Here is a 17,551-nt window from a genome sequence, read left to right as displayed (position 1 = left end):
TCTTATAGTATACTCATTACATTTTTTACACCTAAGGATTTTGCTAAATTTTCTAGCGCTATCATTCGTTCCTTCGTCGGAACAGAATCCTTTACTGCTATGACTTGTTCTTTTGTCAGTCCCCTATAATGAACTCGTATCAATTTATACAGGACATCATCGTAATCCTTAATACGTTTTGCAACTTCTCTAATGACAGCTTCTGCATCCATATAGTTTTCGATGCAAACGGTTCGAACTTCTTCAATCTTATTTCTTTCCAGTAAATATTCTAGGTTTTCAAAGCTATGATCAATATTTTTGCGAGTCACCTTAGATAAATTATCGATACCTTTAATATCGAAAAGAAATTTATCGGTTGCTTCAATTAAATCTAATTTATGATCTTTATTAAAAATTCCATTGGTATCGACATAGCAAGTAATTCCTAGTTTTTTTACTTCTTTAAAGAGTTCTACTAAAAAGTCACTGTATATTGTGGCTTCACCACCTGAAACAGTAATCCCCCTAATATAGGGAGAATACTGTTTCAATAAGGTGATCAGTTCTTCAACTGTATAGTTTGTATGTGTTGTTTCTGAGCAAGGCAATTGTATGGTTTCCGGATTATGGCAATAAATACAATTGAGGTTACAGCCCTGTACAAAAATCGTCGTTCTATTACCACTTCCATCTACATTGGCAAAAGGAATGATCCCTTTTACTGGTAGAACTTGTCTTTTACTTTCCATACGAATCCCTTGTCCTTCTGCTAAAGACTTTAGCATTGTCATCGGTACCCATTCCTAACATTTCCGTATTTCTAAGGACCACTTCTTCTCTTCTCGCTTTTTCTACTTCACTTCGTTTTGCTAGGTATCCAGTTACTCGAATGAGGTCTGAATTTTGTAAATACGTTGTAATATAACGGTATCCTTTGCTAAATGCACCATCCACAATATCCAGTACTGCATCTAAATTGTTTAAATAGGTTTGATCGAAAGCAAATAAATCTCCAGTTCCTGATGGGAAATACTTGTGGAATTGGGCCGATTGAGTTAGGTGAAGCGGTAGTATTGGCTCATCTCCAACAGTAATTCTATGGGCAGGTGTATTTTCTTTATCACATTCCAATATACTTGCACCCACTTGTGCATGGAATAAATAACGATTTCCAGTTCTTTCACAATATGGCGCAACATGATTCTTTACTTCTGCTTCCATATATGTCAGGATTTGATGCGCTAATTCATCGCCATATTCTGAACTTCCAAATCTTTCATCCTTGCCTTCAAGGGCTAATAAATGGTTCACTGCATCTGCAAGTCCTACGATAGCAGGCATTGCTGTAAAATTTTCTTTCTTTATGAATCCTTCTTTTGCTAAGAAAGAAGTTTCAAAGAAGTTCGATTCCTCTGCCATGAATTTAATTCTCTTATCCATAATAGACAGCATGAACTGTGTATACTTTTTAAGTTCTACATCAAAAAATGCTTCTTTTGTTTGGCATGCTTTCGCAATGGTACCTAGCCTTAATCTTACCAATGTATAAGCACCACCTGCCATAGGAAGAGCATTGTAACAGCTTGCAAGCCCATGTTCTCCAACATCTTGGATATAATACTGGTTGTTAGAGAAGGATGGTTTCGCTGCCAATAAGCAAGCCTTTGCTGCAAGTTTTGCAAATTCTCTATCAGTAGCATCCTTTTCATATTTGATTGTCATATTTGGCGTAGGGTTTTGTAATTCTATAACGGCCTTTAAGATCAATTCTCCCGCTTTCGTAGCCTTCGGCCCTATATTCCCATGACAAAATGAATCTGGTATTGTTTTATCTATATGATTTAAAAATCTTTTGATTTTTATATAATCTTCCTCTTCATTTTTTATAAAAGGATCAATCAATTGGTCCAATTCACCAATAAAAACTGGATAACTCGTAACGGATGGTACATTATGATATAAAATAAGAAGCCCATCCAATAATTCATCTAAATTTTCAGGAGCCTTCATGTCTAAAAACTGACAACCATTTTTAGTAAATATTGAATAATCTGGAACGATGTATCTTGGTCTATAAGGTGTATTTCCTTCATTCAAATCGCATATAAAGCCATCTTCTATAGAAGCTACTTCTTCCTCTGTATAACTTAACACTTCAATGGGATCTACTAATCGCTCTGCTATATTTGCTAAGGCATGGTGCTTTTGTTCATAAGTTAGACTTTTACTTTTGGCTGTGTCTAGAATTTCATTAATTTTTGCAATCATAACTCACATCTCCTTTTTGTTCATATATACCCATTCAATTAAGTAAAAAAACCAAGACTATAAAATCTTGGTTTTTTTATAGTATACTATGAAATTTAAACTATTTTAATCTTGATGGTACAGGAGATACTTCTAATTTTCCAGATGTAATTTGTGGAATATAATCATTTGCTGCCTTTACGATTTCATCAGATAAGTTTGGATTCTTTGCAGGTATACCAACACCTTCATTTGCTAAATCGAAAAGATAAGTTTCTCCACCTGGGAATTTACCATCTAAAGTAAGTTTTGAAATTTCATAAGCAGCTACGTCAACTTTTTTAATCATTGATGTTAATACTGCTGATTTATCGCCATCATAAATACCATCTTCGTATTGGTCTCTATCTACACCGATTGCCCATACGTCTTGGCCATTGATTCTTCTATCTTGTGCTTCTTTAATTAATCCATTACCAGTACCACCAGCTGCGTGGAAAATAACGTGTGCACCTTGATCGTACATTTTAGCTGCTAAAGCTTGACCAGCTTGCGCATTATCAAATGCACCTGCATATTCAACTACAACTTTCATGTTCGGATCTACTGCCCAAACACCAGCTTCGAATCCAGCTTCGAATTTTTGAATTGCTTCAAAATCCATACCACCGATGTAACCTACAGTATCTTTACCAGCTTCTTTTGTTTTTAACGCTGCTGCTACTCCTACTAAGAAAGATCCTTCATGCTCAGCAAATACAGCACTTGCTACATTATCTGCTTCAACTACAGCATCGATGATTAAGAACTTTTGCTCTGGGAAATTTGCTGCGGTTTCTTTCATCGCATTTTCAAATAAGAATCCAGGAGCAACAATTAAACTTGCTTGCTCATCTGCAAATGTAGATAGGTTTGGAATATAATCTGAATCTTTTTCAGATTGAAGATAGTTTTTATCTGTTCCAAATTCTTTTGCAAATCTTTCAATACCTTCCCAAGTACCTTGGTTGAATGATTTATCGTCGATACCACCGATATCAGTTACAAGACCAACTAAGAAATCGCCATTGTTCGCTTGAGGTGTTTCCGGTGTTTCAGTTCCTGGTGTTTCTGGTGTTTCACCTGTGTTCGTCTTTCCGCCACAAGCAGTAAGAACTACTGACATCATCAAAACAACAATTAATAGTAATGCTAATGAACTTTTTTTCACTTTGATAATCCTCCCTTTAAATAATGCATTTTTTGATAGAGTTATGTACTCTGATGCATATTATATTATAGCACACACTATATTTTATATGCTATATCTATATGCATTTTAACAAAAATTTCTTTGACCCAATGAATCTAGACAAAGATTTTAATTTTTTGTTAACAATAGTAATATAGGTCTATCTTACTATTATGAGTCTATTCTACATACTTTAAAGCATTCCTGCAATTCCTTATTAAAAAAATAATATTCGCTCTCCAGGATTCTTCAAAATTTTTATTCATTTTTAGACATTGTCATCACTTATTACAAATTCTTAAAATCTACCATAAGTGAAAAAATCCATGTATAAAAAAATTAAAATTCTTTTGTACATGGATTTTATATGGATCTTTTGTTTATATTTGGACTAACAAGGATCTGCTTCTTTTGCGACGAATCCAGCTTCTCCTAAAACATCCGTTGCTATTTTAATTTTATCTTCATGAACCATCAAAATCGGTCCTGTACAACCCATGCCGCTTTCAGCATAAATTCCCTTTTTCCAAAGCGCCTTTACTGCATCCTCTAAATCCATAATGTCGATCCCTGAAATAGAACCAGTTACTACCTCTTTTGGCGGAGCGACAACTTCTTCATCTTCAGCACTGCTGGATTTTTTATGATCTACAGTCAAGGACTTTAATATTTCTTCCAATTTAGCTTTTTTAGCAGCAGAAAATTCTCTTTTTGCCACTTCTTTTAAATTACCTTTTACCAATTGTGCGCCATAGGCAATTGCTCCTGCAACTACGGGAACACCAGAGGCTCTAGATAATATCAATACGGTTCTGTCATATCCATCTCCAATACCTGGTCCATATCCGTATCCCAAAGCTTCATAGTCCCCTCCCGTTGTATAGGATGAGAACACCTTCATAAAAATATTTCCTGTTAGTGTGTCTTGAATCATAACGTCCGGCGTTCCAGCCAAAAGGTCATTCCCTCTCATTACAGCACCACCGTCGGATCTCATGGATTCTACAAAGTTTATTGGATACCCATTGTTGTTCAGTTCCTTTAAGGCTCTTTCCACCTGTCGAGCGCCATCTACATTTAAGATTCCTACCGTTGGATTTTCTATACCAGTGGATTTAGCTGCAATGATACCATACAGCGCATTCTTCACCATGGCCTCTGCTCGATGAGGAGAAGAGGTCCCTGTAGTTGTGGCTAAAAACATTTCCTGTCCCTTTGCAGGTGTAATCACCTTTCCCACGGTGGATACGCCGATTGGAAAATTATAGTGCATCGTAACGCAGGCGTCTATTTCTCCGTTGTCTAAAAGCTCTTCCATTTTTTTGTGAGCTTCGTCCTCTGTATTTGCTTCAACAATTCTAAGCTTTGTGTCTACTTTGGGTCCAATCAATACAACTTCGTAGTCCTGACTGTTTTTTGCAGCCAACTCCGCACCTTTGACCATATTGTCAATGCCGTGCTCACTTCCTAGAATGGTGATCCCTACTTTTACTTTACTGCCAAACTGACCTGTTTCCATTGCGTCTGCAATATCATTAAATACTTTACCTATCATTTCTTTTATATTTTCACTCATATTAATCACCCCTTATTTCCCTAATAAGTGTGACGCAAACTCTCTCATTGCTTCAGCGATCATGGTCTTTACTTCATTTTCTGAAATGCCGCTGCCTACCTCTGCTTTGGCTCCAGTATTTTTCTCCATGATCATAGAAACACCGTCAAATTGATTTGTCATTCTTCCAAGGAATAAACTTCCCTTTCCAACAATCATCGCTCTTTCAATCTCATTATTTCTAAAAGCGTCAATAGCATGACCAATATACGGAACACCGGAAGGGATATGTCCTTGTGTCGGTGCCCAGCCAGGCATACCGTGCTTATGTCCAAAGGTCGCAACATCGCTTCTTTCAAGCTCATTTCTCTTTACACCAAGAGCAGCGATCATCTTGTAGTTGGCCTCTGGAACATCTCCTGCACCTGCAGGCTTTGTGATATCAGGATTTTGCATTTCAACGGAGTATTTATCTACATCTGTTATCTTAAGTCCACCTTTGTCCAGTGGTGCAGTGATGAGAGATGTGATCACCGCCTGTGGTGAAGAGCCAGTTCCTACAGTATGTCTTCCTACTAGATCTGTTCTAAGAATTGGATTCACACCATCGTTTTTACTTACTAAAACCGCGAATCCACCTAGGACGTCCTCTAATATCGGTAATTCTTTTTTTACGTGATCCTTGCCGTTCATACCAAGCTTTGCTGTCGCTCCGCCTGCTACAATTACAACATTGTCATAGACGCCAGATTGCACAAGTGCTGCTGCTTCAATTAATGCATGGGTTGGTGCTGCACAAAATCCTCTTGTATCGGAGCCTGTTGCATTGATCGCTCCTGCTAATTCTGCAATTGCTTTCGCAAAGTTTCCGCCGCCCCTTTGATTCATATCGCCGCAAGCTTCCTCTGAACATTCTACAACGTAATCAATATCCTTAGGGTCTATTTTGTTTTTATCTAAAAGATGTAAAAAAGCTAGGAAACCCGAAGCTTTTACCACTAAATTTTCAAAAATAACGTGCGCATTTAAATTTACGTCCACCTCATGAGCTCTCTTAACACAGCCAATTACCTTACCTTCGTTATAGATTGGCTCTGCGTGCTGCTCATTGATAAATTTTTCAATTTCGCTCAAGTCTTCTCCATCTTTTAATTTCGCCACCATTTCAGCGCTGATCAAAGGATGCTGTTCCATTTTTACCTTTACCATTTCTGTAAAAGCCTTTTCTAATTTAACGAGATCAAATACATCGGATATTTTCATCAGTGCAATGAATTCGTCCTGTGGCATGATTTCACCTAATTTACCATCTCGTTTTGCACCTTCTACTTTTTTGTCATACCAAGGAGCTTCATATTGATTTAATTCTTCTGGTTTCATTGAACCAATGTAGACTTGGTTCGGAGGGTAGCTTACCACTTCTTCGAAGCTACGTAAATGCTCCGGAAGCTTTTTTAAGTAATCAGAATTTGGATTCGTTAACTTTTCAATCGTTTGTGTAGTACCGCTATGAAGAATCATATCCGGTGTATGAACTAAAACGTAACCGGAAGCCTTTGCTACAGCATATGACATAAGGGACACCTCCAAGGAAATTTTATAACTATAAAAAGTTTTTATTAATTTTTTTCTATTTTTGATGTATATTTAAATAGATGGGTGGTGGTGCACCCATCTATTTAATTTTTTTCTATTTATTTTAGCATGGGTACTTTATTCAAATACTGTTTGCCCAGCTACTTCTGTTGTTAAGGCCTCTAGTGCCTTTTCAACAAGCTTTCTTCTTAATGCCTTCTCTTCTTTCGGCTCCAAATTCGGATTTCCTAATGGATGTGGGATTGCCACTGTAGGTACAATTCGATTGGCACCAACAGTTAGGGATATTGGCACTACTGTACACATATGAACCACAGGAATTCCTGCTCTTTCAATTTCTTTTACCATCGTTGCACCGCAACGTGTACAAGTACCTCACGTAGAGGTTAAGATAACTGCCTGAACGCCATCGGCAATTAATTCCTTAGCGAATTCTTCAGCAAATTTCTTAGAGTTTCCAACGGATGTACCATTTCCAACAGTTGTATAGAAGTATTTATGTAATTCCCCAATAACGCCTTCTTTCTCCATATCTCTTAGTACGTCTACAGGAATTACTCTATCTGGATCAATATTGGCATATACCGGGTCGTATCCACCGTGAGCGGTTTCATGGTCTGCCTCTGTTAAATCATCAAAGCTCGAAATATCATATTTTCCATATTTGGAGGCACTTGAAGATTCAATTCGCTCTGGATTTCCCTTCGGTACAATACCACCAGAAGTTACGATAGCAATTTTGATCTTGCTTAAATCTTGAACTGCTGGATTTGGATCCACTCGATCAAAATCAGGCATTGGATATTCCGTTGTAAATTCTTCACCCTTTAGCTTCTTCATCAGCATGTTGACAGCTCTTGTCGCACCTTTTTCCTCTGAGAAATAATTCTTTCGAATGCCTCTAGGGATATATTGGTCTTCTTTCGGTGTACCAATTGCCTCACCTTTTAATAACTTTGCCGCAAGGGATGCCATTGCAGGCACTGCTTTTCTCATGGCAGCTGCTGAATTTCCAGTTTCAACAATATAAATGTTCTTTTTGAACATATCTGCCCCTGGATTTTCTATATACATACCTGTTAAAACTGGGATTTCAAGCTCATCATTTACTGCTTTCGCAATGGTTCCACAAGCAACACCGTATCTACCAGCATTGAATGCAGGCCCAGCAATAAATAGGTCTGGATTATATTTTTTCACCATTTCAATGATTTCATTTTTTGCTTCTTCTAGATTCTCATTGAAATAAGAGTCTCCGCAGATAATCGTTGCTACGATTTCAGCCTCTTCGTTCATTGCGGTATTCAAAGCCATACCTGGCCCAACGACGCCTTCTCTTAATTCAGGTCTAATATCAGCTTTTTCTTCTCCACCAATTCCAGCAAAGAATTGATTTATATAATGAACAACTCTTTTCTTGCTCATACGTTCCCCCCTCTCTTATTTTTCACGGGATTTATGATTTAATTAATCATTATATTTTGAAAACTCACTTCTGATGTTGTTCATTTCTTCTACGATGGAATCTACATCTAATACCATTTCCATCATTCCTACTTGATCGTCATATACCCCAGCATCTACTTCATCTTTAAATTGAGGCTCTACTGCATGGTATACTCTTAGTCCTAACTGGACTCCCGCTAATGGCCCTGCAAAGGTTGGATCTCCTGCTGTAACAGTTTCTGCAGCCAATCCAGATGCTTCAGCTTCTGCTGCACCTAGAACTACAACTACATTATCTGCTCCATATTTCTCAGTTAAATCCTTTACTCTTTGTTGATTTTCAAGGTCCATTGCACCTGCAGCGGTTCAGACAAAGCATTCAGTAGCTGAAAATACTACTTCTGCCCCTGTTCCTTTTAGGCACTCTTCGATTGCTGGACCTGGAATTCCATCTCTATCGCCAATAATGATAATTTTCTTACCATCAAATCTTGCCATTTGGACTCATCCTTTCTTCTCATTATTTTTTATTCACTTTTAAAATAATATTTTTACTAGAAACCTTTTGCTGTCAATCTACCGAATCCTGTTTCATTGGTAGCACCTGTAATTGCTTGGATCTCCACTTCAATACTGCCATCTGCTCTTAAGCTGCCATCAAATCCACCTGCGATTTTATCAACGTAATCTGTTGTTCCAATGATTTTTTTCATCGGAGGCAGTACAATGGTTTCATTGGCATTACCATTGGTTACAACGGCATTTGCCTTCACATCAGCATCAGCTAATGATTGAGAAGCGCCATCTCTACCTGCATATTCGTCCGTAACAATAACGGTTTTAATGCCTTCGCCTTCAATCTTCTTACAGTTCATGATAAGGTCTGTATCTGGATTACCGAAACCTTCTTGAGATACGATTACACCATCTAACCCTAAGAACTTACAAAGCTTTGCTGTCCAGTTTGAGGATCTTTCTTTGTCTGCAAGGTAAACGTTTTCGTTGGTAATGATGACACCAACAAAGTTTAATTCTTTACCATGTTTTTCGTATAGGTCTTCAATAATTCCATTGTTTAAATGCACATAAGTCGGGTTCTTGTCGCATGCAGAAACACAGTTTCCACTTACAATAGCTCCATCCATGATCTCTGTAGGGTATAGAATGGTAGGCACAATTTTCTTAGCATCTACACCGTATACGTATGTATCATGCAGTAAGCCTTGAGTTTGTAGCATGTAAACGTATCCTACCTTTGGAAGATCTGGGTACTTATTTGCGGATTCAAAAATTGGCTCCGTTTCATAAGCTTTCACTTCATCTGGCTCTACGTTTCTTGCCGCTTCCCCTAAGTAAATCGCTGCTTTGAAGCCGATCATTCTTACTGCGGCTTCGTGGTCATATTGTTTTAGCCCATCTATAGGCTCAGCTACAACAACGATGTTATGCAATCCTGAAAATGGTGTGTACTCTGCACCCGGACCGGACATATCAATGATTCCTTCTTGGAAACCAACGATTTTTCCTGCTGTCACTACGGCTACATTTTTTAAAGCATGTGTGCGACCACTACCTACTGTATCTACTTTGTTGATTACTCCTGGGAAAATTCCCCCTGGTCCTTCAACTTTTACTCTTGGCTCAATAACATCCTTTACAGGTGTTATTCTAACTTCTTCCCCTGGATGAGCTAATTCGATGTCGATACTCTTAATACGTTCATCTCCACCTAACTCTTTCAGCATTTCATCCTTATTGATGTAAAGAATCTTGTTTTCTACTTTCGTAGCCTCTCCAAACTTTACATCTTGGATAAAAATATTACCTAACTCTAAACGCACAAGCTTCACCTCCCTTTAATTATAAGGCCTACAATAGAATATCTCTCGCTCCATATTATAGGCCATGGTTTTATAAATACTTTTGGATCATCGCCTCAATATTGGCTTTTGTAGCGTCATCCTTTGTTACTTCGTCTACCTTTGCACCATTGTGATATAATGCAATCGTTGGCAATCCTAAAACCTTTTCTTTAATGGCAAGTCGTCTTGCACCTGTAGTATTCAGCTTCGTAAATTTAACCTGATCTCCATACTGCTTTTGTAGTTCTTCTACATCTGGCATTAGGGCCTTGCATGGCTCACAACCATCACTCCAATAATCTACAAGTACATAACCATCTGCTTGAAGGACTTCACCTTCAAAAGTGTCTTTGTCTAACTCTAGCATGTTTTTCACCTCCTTTAAAATGTTTACTTACGCTAACTCATTTTCTATATATTTTTCAGCTTGAATCGCTGCAATTGCACCATCTGCTGCCGCTGTAATTACCTGTCTCAAGGATTTCACCCTACAATCTCCTGCTGCAAATACTCCTGGAACATTGGTTTTCATATTATCATCGGTGATGATATAGCCGGTTTCATCCATATTGATGATTCCCTTAAATATATTGGTCGCCGGAATATACCCTACAAATACGAAGATACCAAAGGTTCCATCTTCTTCATCCGCCATATATTCTGTGATCTCATTGGTCTTTAAATTTCTGAATACAACACTTTCAACGATACCGTCCCCTTTGATCTCTTCCACAGTACTATCCCAAATAAAATTAATTTTCGGATTTTTAAATGCTTTTTCTTGAATAGATTTCGCTGCTCTTAACTCATCTCTCCTATGAACGATGGTCACTTTTCGAGCGAATTTAGTCAGGAAAATCGCTTCTTCAACTGCAGAATCTCCGCCTCCAATCACAAATACCTCTAAGTCTGTAAAAAAGTCGCCATCGCATGTCGCACAATAGGAGACACCCTTTCCTATCAGCTCTCTTTCACCCGGTGCTCCGATTGGTCTCGGATTTGCTCCCGATGCGATGATGATGGATTTTGCTTGATATGTAGCCTTTTCTCCTTTTAATACCTTTATGGGGCCATTGACATCGATCTCTGTTATGGTATCTTTTTCAAAGGTTGCACCAAACTCTTTGCATTGCTCTAACATTCTATCAATTAAAATTGGTCCTGTTGCATTTTCCATAGAACCCGGATAGTTTGCCACCTCTGCCGTACTTACAATCTGCCCACCTGCTTTTTCTTTCTCCAATATTAAGGTTGTCATTTTTGCTCTAGCAGCATAAAGTCCTGCAGATAGTCCTGCTGGCCCTCCGCCAATAATAATTACATCTAAAATATTTTCCATGTCCTTCACTCCTTATTTATACTTGTATTATCTTTATACTTCATAAAACCCAGTCTAAACAGGGTATTTAAATTTTTGATTTTTTTTGCCAATTTTAACAAAATTGTCTCATACTTTCAATGCCACTGCTGATTAGTCTAAAATCAATTTCCATGAAATCTCGTAATATTTCATCATTCCACTGCCGAGGCATCTTTGTATTCATAAATTTCTGTGCCGTTCCGATACTATCTTCGATGATCATGAGAGAATCCATGTGTAAGCTTTGCTTTTCCTTAGAGATGATTAGGCTTTTGTAAGGTGTTTCGTTGGGCTTGACACTTCCAGAAAGAGGATGAGTTAAAAGCCTGTGTCCTTCGTGGACCTTATCCCTTGCTGAATATAACACTTCTAAGTAAGTACCTTCTATCAGCGCTATCTGGTATTTGTCCCCATATTCTTCTTTAACCTGTGGGTTGTTTGTAATGATGATTGCAAGCACATCCTCCACTCCTACTCTATCAATCCATTTATTGTTTATTTCCTCAAATTTAATTTTTATGCAAAAAAGAGGATAAATAAAAACAGAACAACTAATACAACGCCCTATTGCATTAGTTGCTCTGTTCATTAACCTGAGAGTTTCCTTCTATATTCTATAGAAATTGCCCCGTCGGTGCTAAATCAGCTTTTCAGAGTACCGTCCAAGTACGGTCCTTTTGCCTGAGATCTTCACTAAAAAGCGGCGAACTTTTCAGCTTCTTCCTTCGGCGTTTAGCAGTCACGCTAAATCTCTCCCGCACTCTTCTTCCAGTTTCATTATTAAATTATAAAAATTATCTCAATATTCTCTTAGCTCTATTATAATATAGATATGATTCTTCATCAATAGATTTTGTTAAAAAAATATCACTTTTTATATTTTTAAAATAAAAAGATTGAAATGTACACATTCCATATGTATTAATATTTCTTAATAACTCCTATTCCTTTACATAAAATAGTGCTAAGGTTCCAGGACCCGCATGGGTACCAATGGTACAACCGATTTCAGAAACGACAATTTCCTTCGGATTCAGCTCTTTCTTCACATGTTCTCTCAGCATTTCTAGGGCTTCCAAGCTGATGGCATGGGAGATTCCTATGGTTTTACCCTCAAAATTTTCACCCCTTGCTTTGGCCAATTCTATCATTTTTCCAATGACCTTCTTACTTCCCCTGACTTTATCCAAGGATTCAACCAAACCATCTTCAACAGTTAAAATTGGTTTAATATTTAACATAGTTGCGATAGTAGCCTTCATTGGATTTAATCTTCCGCCTTTTTTCAAATATTCCAATGTATCTACAGTGAAGATGTGATCTACTTTTAATTTCATATCATGAAGACCTTTCATAATTTCCTCTAGGTTCTTTCCATCTGCCATCATCTTGATGGCTTCATAAACATACATGCCGCCACCTAAAGATAACCCCATGGTATCGAAGACATGGATTCTTTCGCTATCCAATGAATTTTTAGCCAATACTGCGGATTGATGGGTTCCACTGGCCTTTGAAGACCCGTTGATACACAAGATATCCTTTCCTTCCTCCAAGGATTTTTTAAATACTTCCATGAATGCGTTCGGGGTAACCTGAGACGTTTTGGGTAATTCCTTCGCTTGGGAAAGTTTTTCATAAAACTGTATATTCGTTAAATCGATACCATCTCTGTATTCCTTATCATCAAATATAATAGTCAATGGCACTACCACAATATTATGTGCCTCAATCATATCCTTGGGTAAATCAATCATGCTATCTGTAACAATTTGAATCGGATTCACTACGATCCCTCCTAGTTTAGACTTCTGTATTAAACAAAATTACAATCAAACTCTTATCTCCTTCTATTCTATAACTTATTTAATTTTTTTACAATATTTTCTATGTACCCTAAAAAAACATTTTTCTTACATTCATTTTATTGACCTACCATCAATTTATCGCTCCCTCTGGTCCCATAAATTGGGTTATTTCGCAGTCTCACAACTCAAATTTGTTCACTTCCTTCGGTCGTGCAAATTTGGTGTTCGTTGCGTTTGACCTACCATCAATTTATCGCTCCCTCTGGTCGCATAAATTGGGTTATTTCGCAGTCTCATTGCACAATTTCATTCTCCCTTCGGTCCATGAAATTGGCATTCGTTGCGTTTGACCTACCATCAATTTATCACTCCCTCTGGTCGCATAAATTGGGTTAGGTCATAAAAAATAGAGTAGATTCTTCTACTCTATCTCATGTTTGGATAATTATATTGTCTTAAAACTTCATAAACTACGATAGCAACAGAATTCGATAGATTTAAGGAACGGGCCTTTTCTAAATCTACCATTGGAATCCGTATACAGGTTTCTTTATTTTCATTTAATATATTTTTTGGAATTCCTGCCGTTTCTTTTCCAAACATAATATAGCAATTTTCTTCAGGATATACCATCTCACTATGGGCCTTTTCTGCCTTCGTTGTTGCATAATATATGGTCGCCTCTGGATTTTTGCTTAAAAACTCCTCATAGCTATCATAATACCGCAGGTCTAATAACTCCCAATAATCCAATCCTGCTCGCTTCACATGTTTTTCATCTATAGAAAATCCCATTGGACCAATTAAGTGCAGGACACTTCCAGTAGCAGCACAGGTTCTAGCAATATTTCCTGTATTTTGTGGAATTTCTGGCTCTAATAATACAACGTGTAACAATTCTATATCCTCCCAACCATCCTATATTCTCATAAAATTTGTTCGTAAGCATAAAGAAATTATACCACAAAATTAAAGTACAATCAGTAATTTATATGGCGGATATTAAAGAAGATATGGACTCAAAATTTACGGTATTCAGCCCTAGGTCTTCATTTCTTAAAGACATGATTCGAAGCCCTTCCTGGGAAGCAAATTTCAGCAAATCATAATTTCCTTTGTTAATGCCAGAAAGCGACACACCGGAATCAATTACAATATCACATTCTTTGATATATGCTTTAGCTAGATTGAGCTTCTCTCCCTCTATGGCAGTAAAGCTATCCTCTGCAATGGTATCGTATCCTAAAGCCCTAGATACGCTGTAATCTATATCATTTTCAAATAGAATGCCACTATAAAAGCTCATATTCTTTTTGCTTAAAGCTCGATAGATTTTCGTAGCTTTTCCTCCACCGCCAATGACAAATACCTTTGGCGCATGGGTGGCTTTTGGTAGCTCTATATTTCCCAATGTAGTATCAAAGGAACCAATGCTGATATTATAGACTTCTTTGATGGCTTCATCTGTTATAACGTCTTCCGGCGAACCGTACTGATATACTGCACCATTTTTAATCAATAATACCTGATCTGCAATTTTAGGTACCAACTCAATTTCATGAAGGGATAGGATGATGGTCTTTTCCTTCTCTATGGCCAGCTTGCTTAGAATATCTAGTAGATCGATTTTATAACGGATATCTAAAAAAGATGTGGGTTCATCTAAAATCATAATATCGGATTCTTGGCAAATGGCTCGAGCGATCATAATTCTTTGTTTTTCTCCATCACTTAGGGCTCTGAATTCCTTGTCCTTCAGTTCTTCACCATTGACAATATGAAGTGATTCTTGAATGATATCCATGTCCCTTTTTAAAAGTTTTCCAAAATGGTTCGTATGGGGATATCTTCCCGTGGCCACCACATCCATGGCAGTCATCATTTCTGGAGCGATTCTTTCTGTCAGAACCACGGACATTTCCTTTGCTCTTTCCATACCGGATATGGCATTGATATCTCTCCCTAAAACCGTTAAGGAGCCATCCAAAATTTTGATATGGTCTATAATGGATTTGATGATGGTAGATTTACCACATCCATTGGGTCCCAACAGACAAATGATTTCTCCCTTTTTCAGCTCAAAGTTCACCTGATCTACTACAGTTCTTTTGGCATATCCCACTTTTAAATCCTTCGCTACTAAAAAACTCATATTCTTTTCCTCCTGTTAAGCATCAGCCAAATAATAAGCGGTGCGCCAATGAATGAGGTTACTGTGCTGATATTCAATTCTACCGGCGAGAATAGGGTTCTAGCAAAGTAATCTGCAATTAAGGTAAAGCTGGCCCCTAACAAAAATATGGCTGGCGTTAATATTTTAGGGTTGGAGGTTTTGCAAGTCAATCGGGTTAAATGGGGTACAGCAATCCCAACAAAAGACACAGGTCCTGCAAAAGCAGTAACACATGCGGATAAGATACTAGATAACGTAATTAGAATGATTCTAAAGGCTTTAATATTGATCCCCATACTTTTCGCATAGTTTTCTCCCAACAAATACCCTTGTAATGGCTTTGAAAGAAAAAATACACTTAGGGTTGTTGGAATGATAATAATTGCGGAAACCTTAATCATATCCCAAGTAACGCCTGAAAATGTTCCCATAGACCAAGTGGTCAAAGTGGCTATTTTTTGTTCCGAGGCAAAGGTCATCATAAAGTCTGTTCCTGCTGACGCAACGTATCCAATCATAATCCCTACAACGATGAGTACCGATATGCTTTCAGCAGATTTTGCAAACAATAGCACCAGCGACATTACCAGCATACTTCCTACAAAAGCGATTAAAAACATTTCGAAGGGTCCCGATATTAATGAGGGGATACTGATTGTCGTTAAAATAAACAAACCAACAAACAATTTTGCTCCAGATGAAACGCCCAAAACAAAAGGTCCAACGATTGGATTTTTAAAAAAGGTTTGGAGCAAAAATCCAGAAATGGACAATGCTCCGCCAAATAATATTGCACTGATGATTCTAGGTAGTCGAATCTTAAATAAAATGTTGGATTCCAATTGACTCAATTCTCGATTTCCTAAAATAACATCCATTAAACTTTTCAAATTGAGATCTACAGACCCTTTTCTGATATTTAATGCGATACTGAATAATAAAAGTAGTATTAATAGCAGGAAAAGCCTTGTTGTTTTCAAATTTTTCCTCATACTTTTCTCCCCATATGCACTGCAATTTTTATTGTTATTTCATTAAAAAATAATAGTCGTTTTCTGTAATCTCCCCGTGAGGTGTCGTTAGGATGGAATTCAGCGCTTCTGTGATGTCAGCGATTTTATCTGCAGATTGCCAGAACTCCTTCTGTAGCCCCCATATTCTACCTTCTTGTACCACTTTCAAGTCCGATACAAAACTAGCCTTTTCCAATAAATCCTTCATGTTTTGAATCCCGTGTCCACTGATGTTGTCGTAAAGGATGAGATCCACATCGGACATCATCTTATAAAACTCTTCGTTGGTGGTCGGTACAAAACCGTTTTTATCCTGTGCAAAATCCTTAGGATAGTGTATGCCGCCAGCAATCTCCGTTGTTACAGCATGGTGACCTTTTCCATTATGTACATAGAACACTGATTTTGATGGTGAAAAATATACGAAAGCTACATTCAATTTCTCTTCGGTTGATTCTGCTGCCTTTTTGCTAACAGCTTCCATTCTTGCCAGCTCTTCGTCAAAGAATTGAATGGCTTCTTCTTCCTTATCCAATAGGGCCGATGCAAATTTTACCCATTCTAGTCTTGCTCTGGGATCTTCTTCTAAATAAGCGCCCATACTGATATAGTCTAAATCTAATTCATCGTATTTAGGAAACAATTCCTTTTCACTTGATTTTGATAATAAGTTTACAGTAGGTCCCACAGCTTGTAACAGTTCATAATCCAATGCGCTTGTTTTTCCGATAAAAGAGATCCTTCCCGTCTCTAAGCCTTCTACAATTTCAGGGATACGCCATGAAGATGCTTCAAATGTTGTTGCTACAATTCTATCCAATGCACCAACGGGTCTAAACCACGCTGCATCTATTGTAGAGTAGAGAGCAACTGTTTCGATGGGTTTTTGAATCACTACCATCTTTTCTTCCATTTCTGGAACTTCTTTTCCTTCTGGCACAAGTAATATTTTTCTATCCGCTGCGTCTGTTATTACCTTATATCCATCTTTATAATAATCTACTGCAAAATGCTTGGCATACTTCAGTTCCATAGTTCTTTCATGAACAAGCCCTGTATTTTTACCATTGATTTCTTCTTGACCAATTCGATTGGTTTCTTTGGCTCCACCCTTGCTACTTGTGCATCCTACTAAAAACGAAGATACCAGTAGGAGAATCATCATTGTTCGGATTACATTGTTTAGTTTTTTACTCATTTTACACGCTCCTCTAAAAATATGTTTTACTTTTAGTTTTAAGCAGGAATTTAAGGTGCTGAAAATAAAAAAACTCCAAG

16 protein-coding genes and 2 riboswitches are annotated in these 17,551 nt (G+C 37.6%); all 16 genes read right to left on the bottom strand.

The genetic code is table 11. From position 1 onward, the window contains the following. Positions 1–2: 2 nt before the first annotated feature. On the bottom strand, positions 3–773 hold the full coding sequence (locus CLOS_RS04970; RefSeq protein WP_242649598.1) for a radical SAM protein: 771 nt from the start codon (positions 771–773) through the stop codon (positions 3–5). Then, complete coding sequence (locus CLOS_RS04965) at positions 721–2,250, bottom strand: YjjI family glycine radical enzyme (RefSeq protein ID WP_012158821.1); 1,530 nt, start codon at positions 2,248–2,250, stop codon at positions 721–723. Before CLOS_RS04965 ends, CLOS_RS04970 begins: the two co-directional genes overlap by 53 nt. A 100-nt stretch (positions 2,251–2,350) precedes the next feature. Continuing rightward, positions 2,351–3,439, bottom strand: coding sequence for a BMP family lipoprotein (locus CLOS_RS04960; RefSeq protein WP_012158820.1), 1,089 nt, complete (start codon positions 3,437–3,439; stop codon positions 2,351–2,353). A gap of 412 nt (positions 3,440–3,851) precedes the next feature. Continuing rightward, positions 3,852–5,036, bottom strand: a complete 1,185-nt coding sequence (grdD, locus tag CLOS_RS04955; protein ID WP_012158819.1) for a glycine/sarcosine/betaine reductase complex component C subunit alpha — start codon at positions 5,034–5,036, stop codon at positions 3,852–3,854. Positions 5,037–5,048: 12 nt separating this feature from the next. After that, positions 5,049–6,590 carry a glycine/sarcosine/betaine reductase complex component C subunit beta gene (gene grdC / locus CLOS_RS04950; protein WP_012158818.1) on the bottom strand — a complete coding sequence of 514 codons (1,542 nt, stop codon included), beginning with the start codon at positions 6,588–6,590 and terminating at the stop codon, positions 5,049–5,051. Positions 6,591–6,728: 138 nt separating this feature from the next. Further along, positions 6,729–8,036 (bottom strand): glycine reductase complex selenoprotein B, encoded by a 1,308-nt coding sequence (gene grdB / locus CLOS_RS04940; RefSeq protein ID WP_012158817.1) that lies wholly within the window; start codon positions 8,034–8,036, stop codon positions 6,729–6,731. Between the two features lie 42 nt (positions 8,037–8,078). Next, positions 8,079–8,555: a glycine/sarcosine/betaine reductase complex selenoprotein A gene (gene grdA / locus CLOS_RS04935; protein ID WP_012158816.1), complete on the bottom strand. Its 477-nt coding sequence runs from the start codon at positions 8,553–8,555 to the stop codon at positions 8,079–8,081. Positions 8,556–8,611: 56 nt separating this feature from the next. Further along, positions 8,612–9,898 carry a glycine/sarcosine/betaine reductase component B subunit gene (locus CLOS_RS04925; RefSeq protein ID WP_012158815.1) on the bottom strand — a complete coding sequence of 429 codons (1,287 nt, stop codon included), beginning with the start codon at positions 9,896–9,898 and terminating at the stop codon, positions 8,612–8,614. Positions 9,899–9,968: 70 nt separating this feature from the next. Next, positions 9,969–10,286, bottom strand: coding sequence for a thioredoxin TrxA (trxA, locus tag CLOS_RS04920; protein ID WP_012158814.1), 318 nt, complete (start codon positions 10,284–10,286; stop codon positions 9,969–9,971). A 27-nt stretch (positions 10,287–10,313) separates the two neighbouring features. Then, on the bottom strand, positions 10,314–11,258 hold the full coding sequence (gene trxB, locus CLOS_RS04915; protein ID WP_012158813.1) for a thioredoxin-disulfide reductase: 945 nt from the start codon (positions 11,256–11,258) through the stop codon (positions 10,314–10,316). 94 nt (positions 11,259–11,352) lie between these two features. After that, positions 11,353–11,739: a GrdX family protein gene (locus CLOS_RS04910; protein ID WP_041719678.1), complete on the bottom strand. Its 387-nt coding sequence runs from the start codon at positions 11,737–11,739 to the stop codon at positions 11,353–11,355. A gap of 117 nt (positions 11,740–11,856) precedes the next feature. Further along, positions 11,857–11,937: riboswitch (glycine riboswitch) on the bottom strand. Position 11,938: 1 nt separating this feature from the next. Beyond that, a riboswitch (glycine riboswitch) is annotated at positions 11,939–12,047 on the bottom strand. Positions 12,048–12,220: 173 nt separating this feature from the next. Continuing rightward, on the bottom strand, positions 12,221–13,066 hold the full coding sequence (locus tag CLOS_RS04905) for a DegV family protein (RefSeq protein ID WP_012158811.1): 846 nt from the start codon (positions 13,064–13,066) through the stop codon (positions 12,221–12,223). A gap of 447 nt (positions 13,067–13,513) precedes the next feature. Beyond that, a complete protein-coding gene (gene trmL, locus CLOS_RS04900) occupies positions 13,514–13,984 on the bottom strand; it encodes a tRNA (uridine(34)/cytosine(34)/5-carboxymethylaminomethyluridine(34)-2'-O)-methyltransferase TrmL (protein WP_012158810.1) in 471 nt (156 codons plus the stop codon). 91 nt (positions 13,985–14,075) lie between these two features. Further along, complete coding sequence (locus CLOS_RS04895) at positions 14,076–15,239, bottom strand: ABC transporter ATP-binding protein (protein WP_012158809.1); 1,164 nt, start codon at positions 15,237–15,239, stop codon at positions 14,076–14,078. Next, complete coding sequence (locus CLOS_RS04890) at positions 15,236–16,252, bottom strand: FecCD family ABC transporter permease (protein ID WP_012158808.1); 1,017 nt, start codon at positions 16,250–16,252, stop codon at positions 15,236–15,238. Before CLOS_RS04890 ends, CLOS_RS04895 begins: the two co-directional genes overlap by 4 nt. 34 nt (positions 16,253–16,286) lie before the next feature. Beyond that, positions 16,287–17,471 (bottom strand): ABC transporter substrate-binding protein, encoded by a 1,185-nt coding sequence (locus CLOS_RS04885; protein ID WP_012158807.1) that lies wholly within the window; start codon positions 17,469–17,471, stop codon positions 16,287–16,289. Positions 17,472–17,551 lie beyond the last annotated feature (80 nt).

Source organism: Alkaliphilus oremlandii OhILAs, assembly GCF_000018325.1.
Classification (GTDB): domain Bacteria; phylum Bacillota; class Clostridia; order Peptostreptococcales; family Natronincolaceae; genus Alkaliphilus_B; species Alkaliphilus_B oremlandii.
The sequence above is the reverse complement of the archived record's forward strand: the minus strand, read 5'-3'. Positions and strand labels throughout refer to the sequence as shown.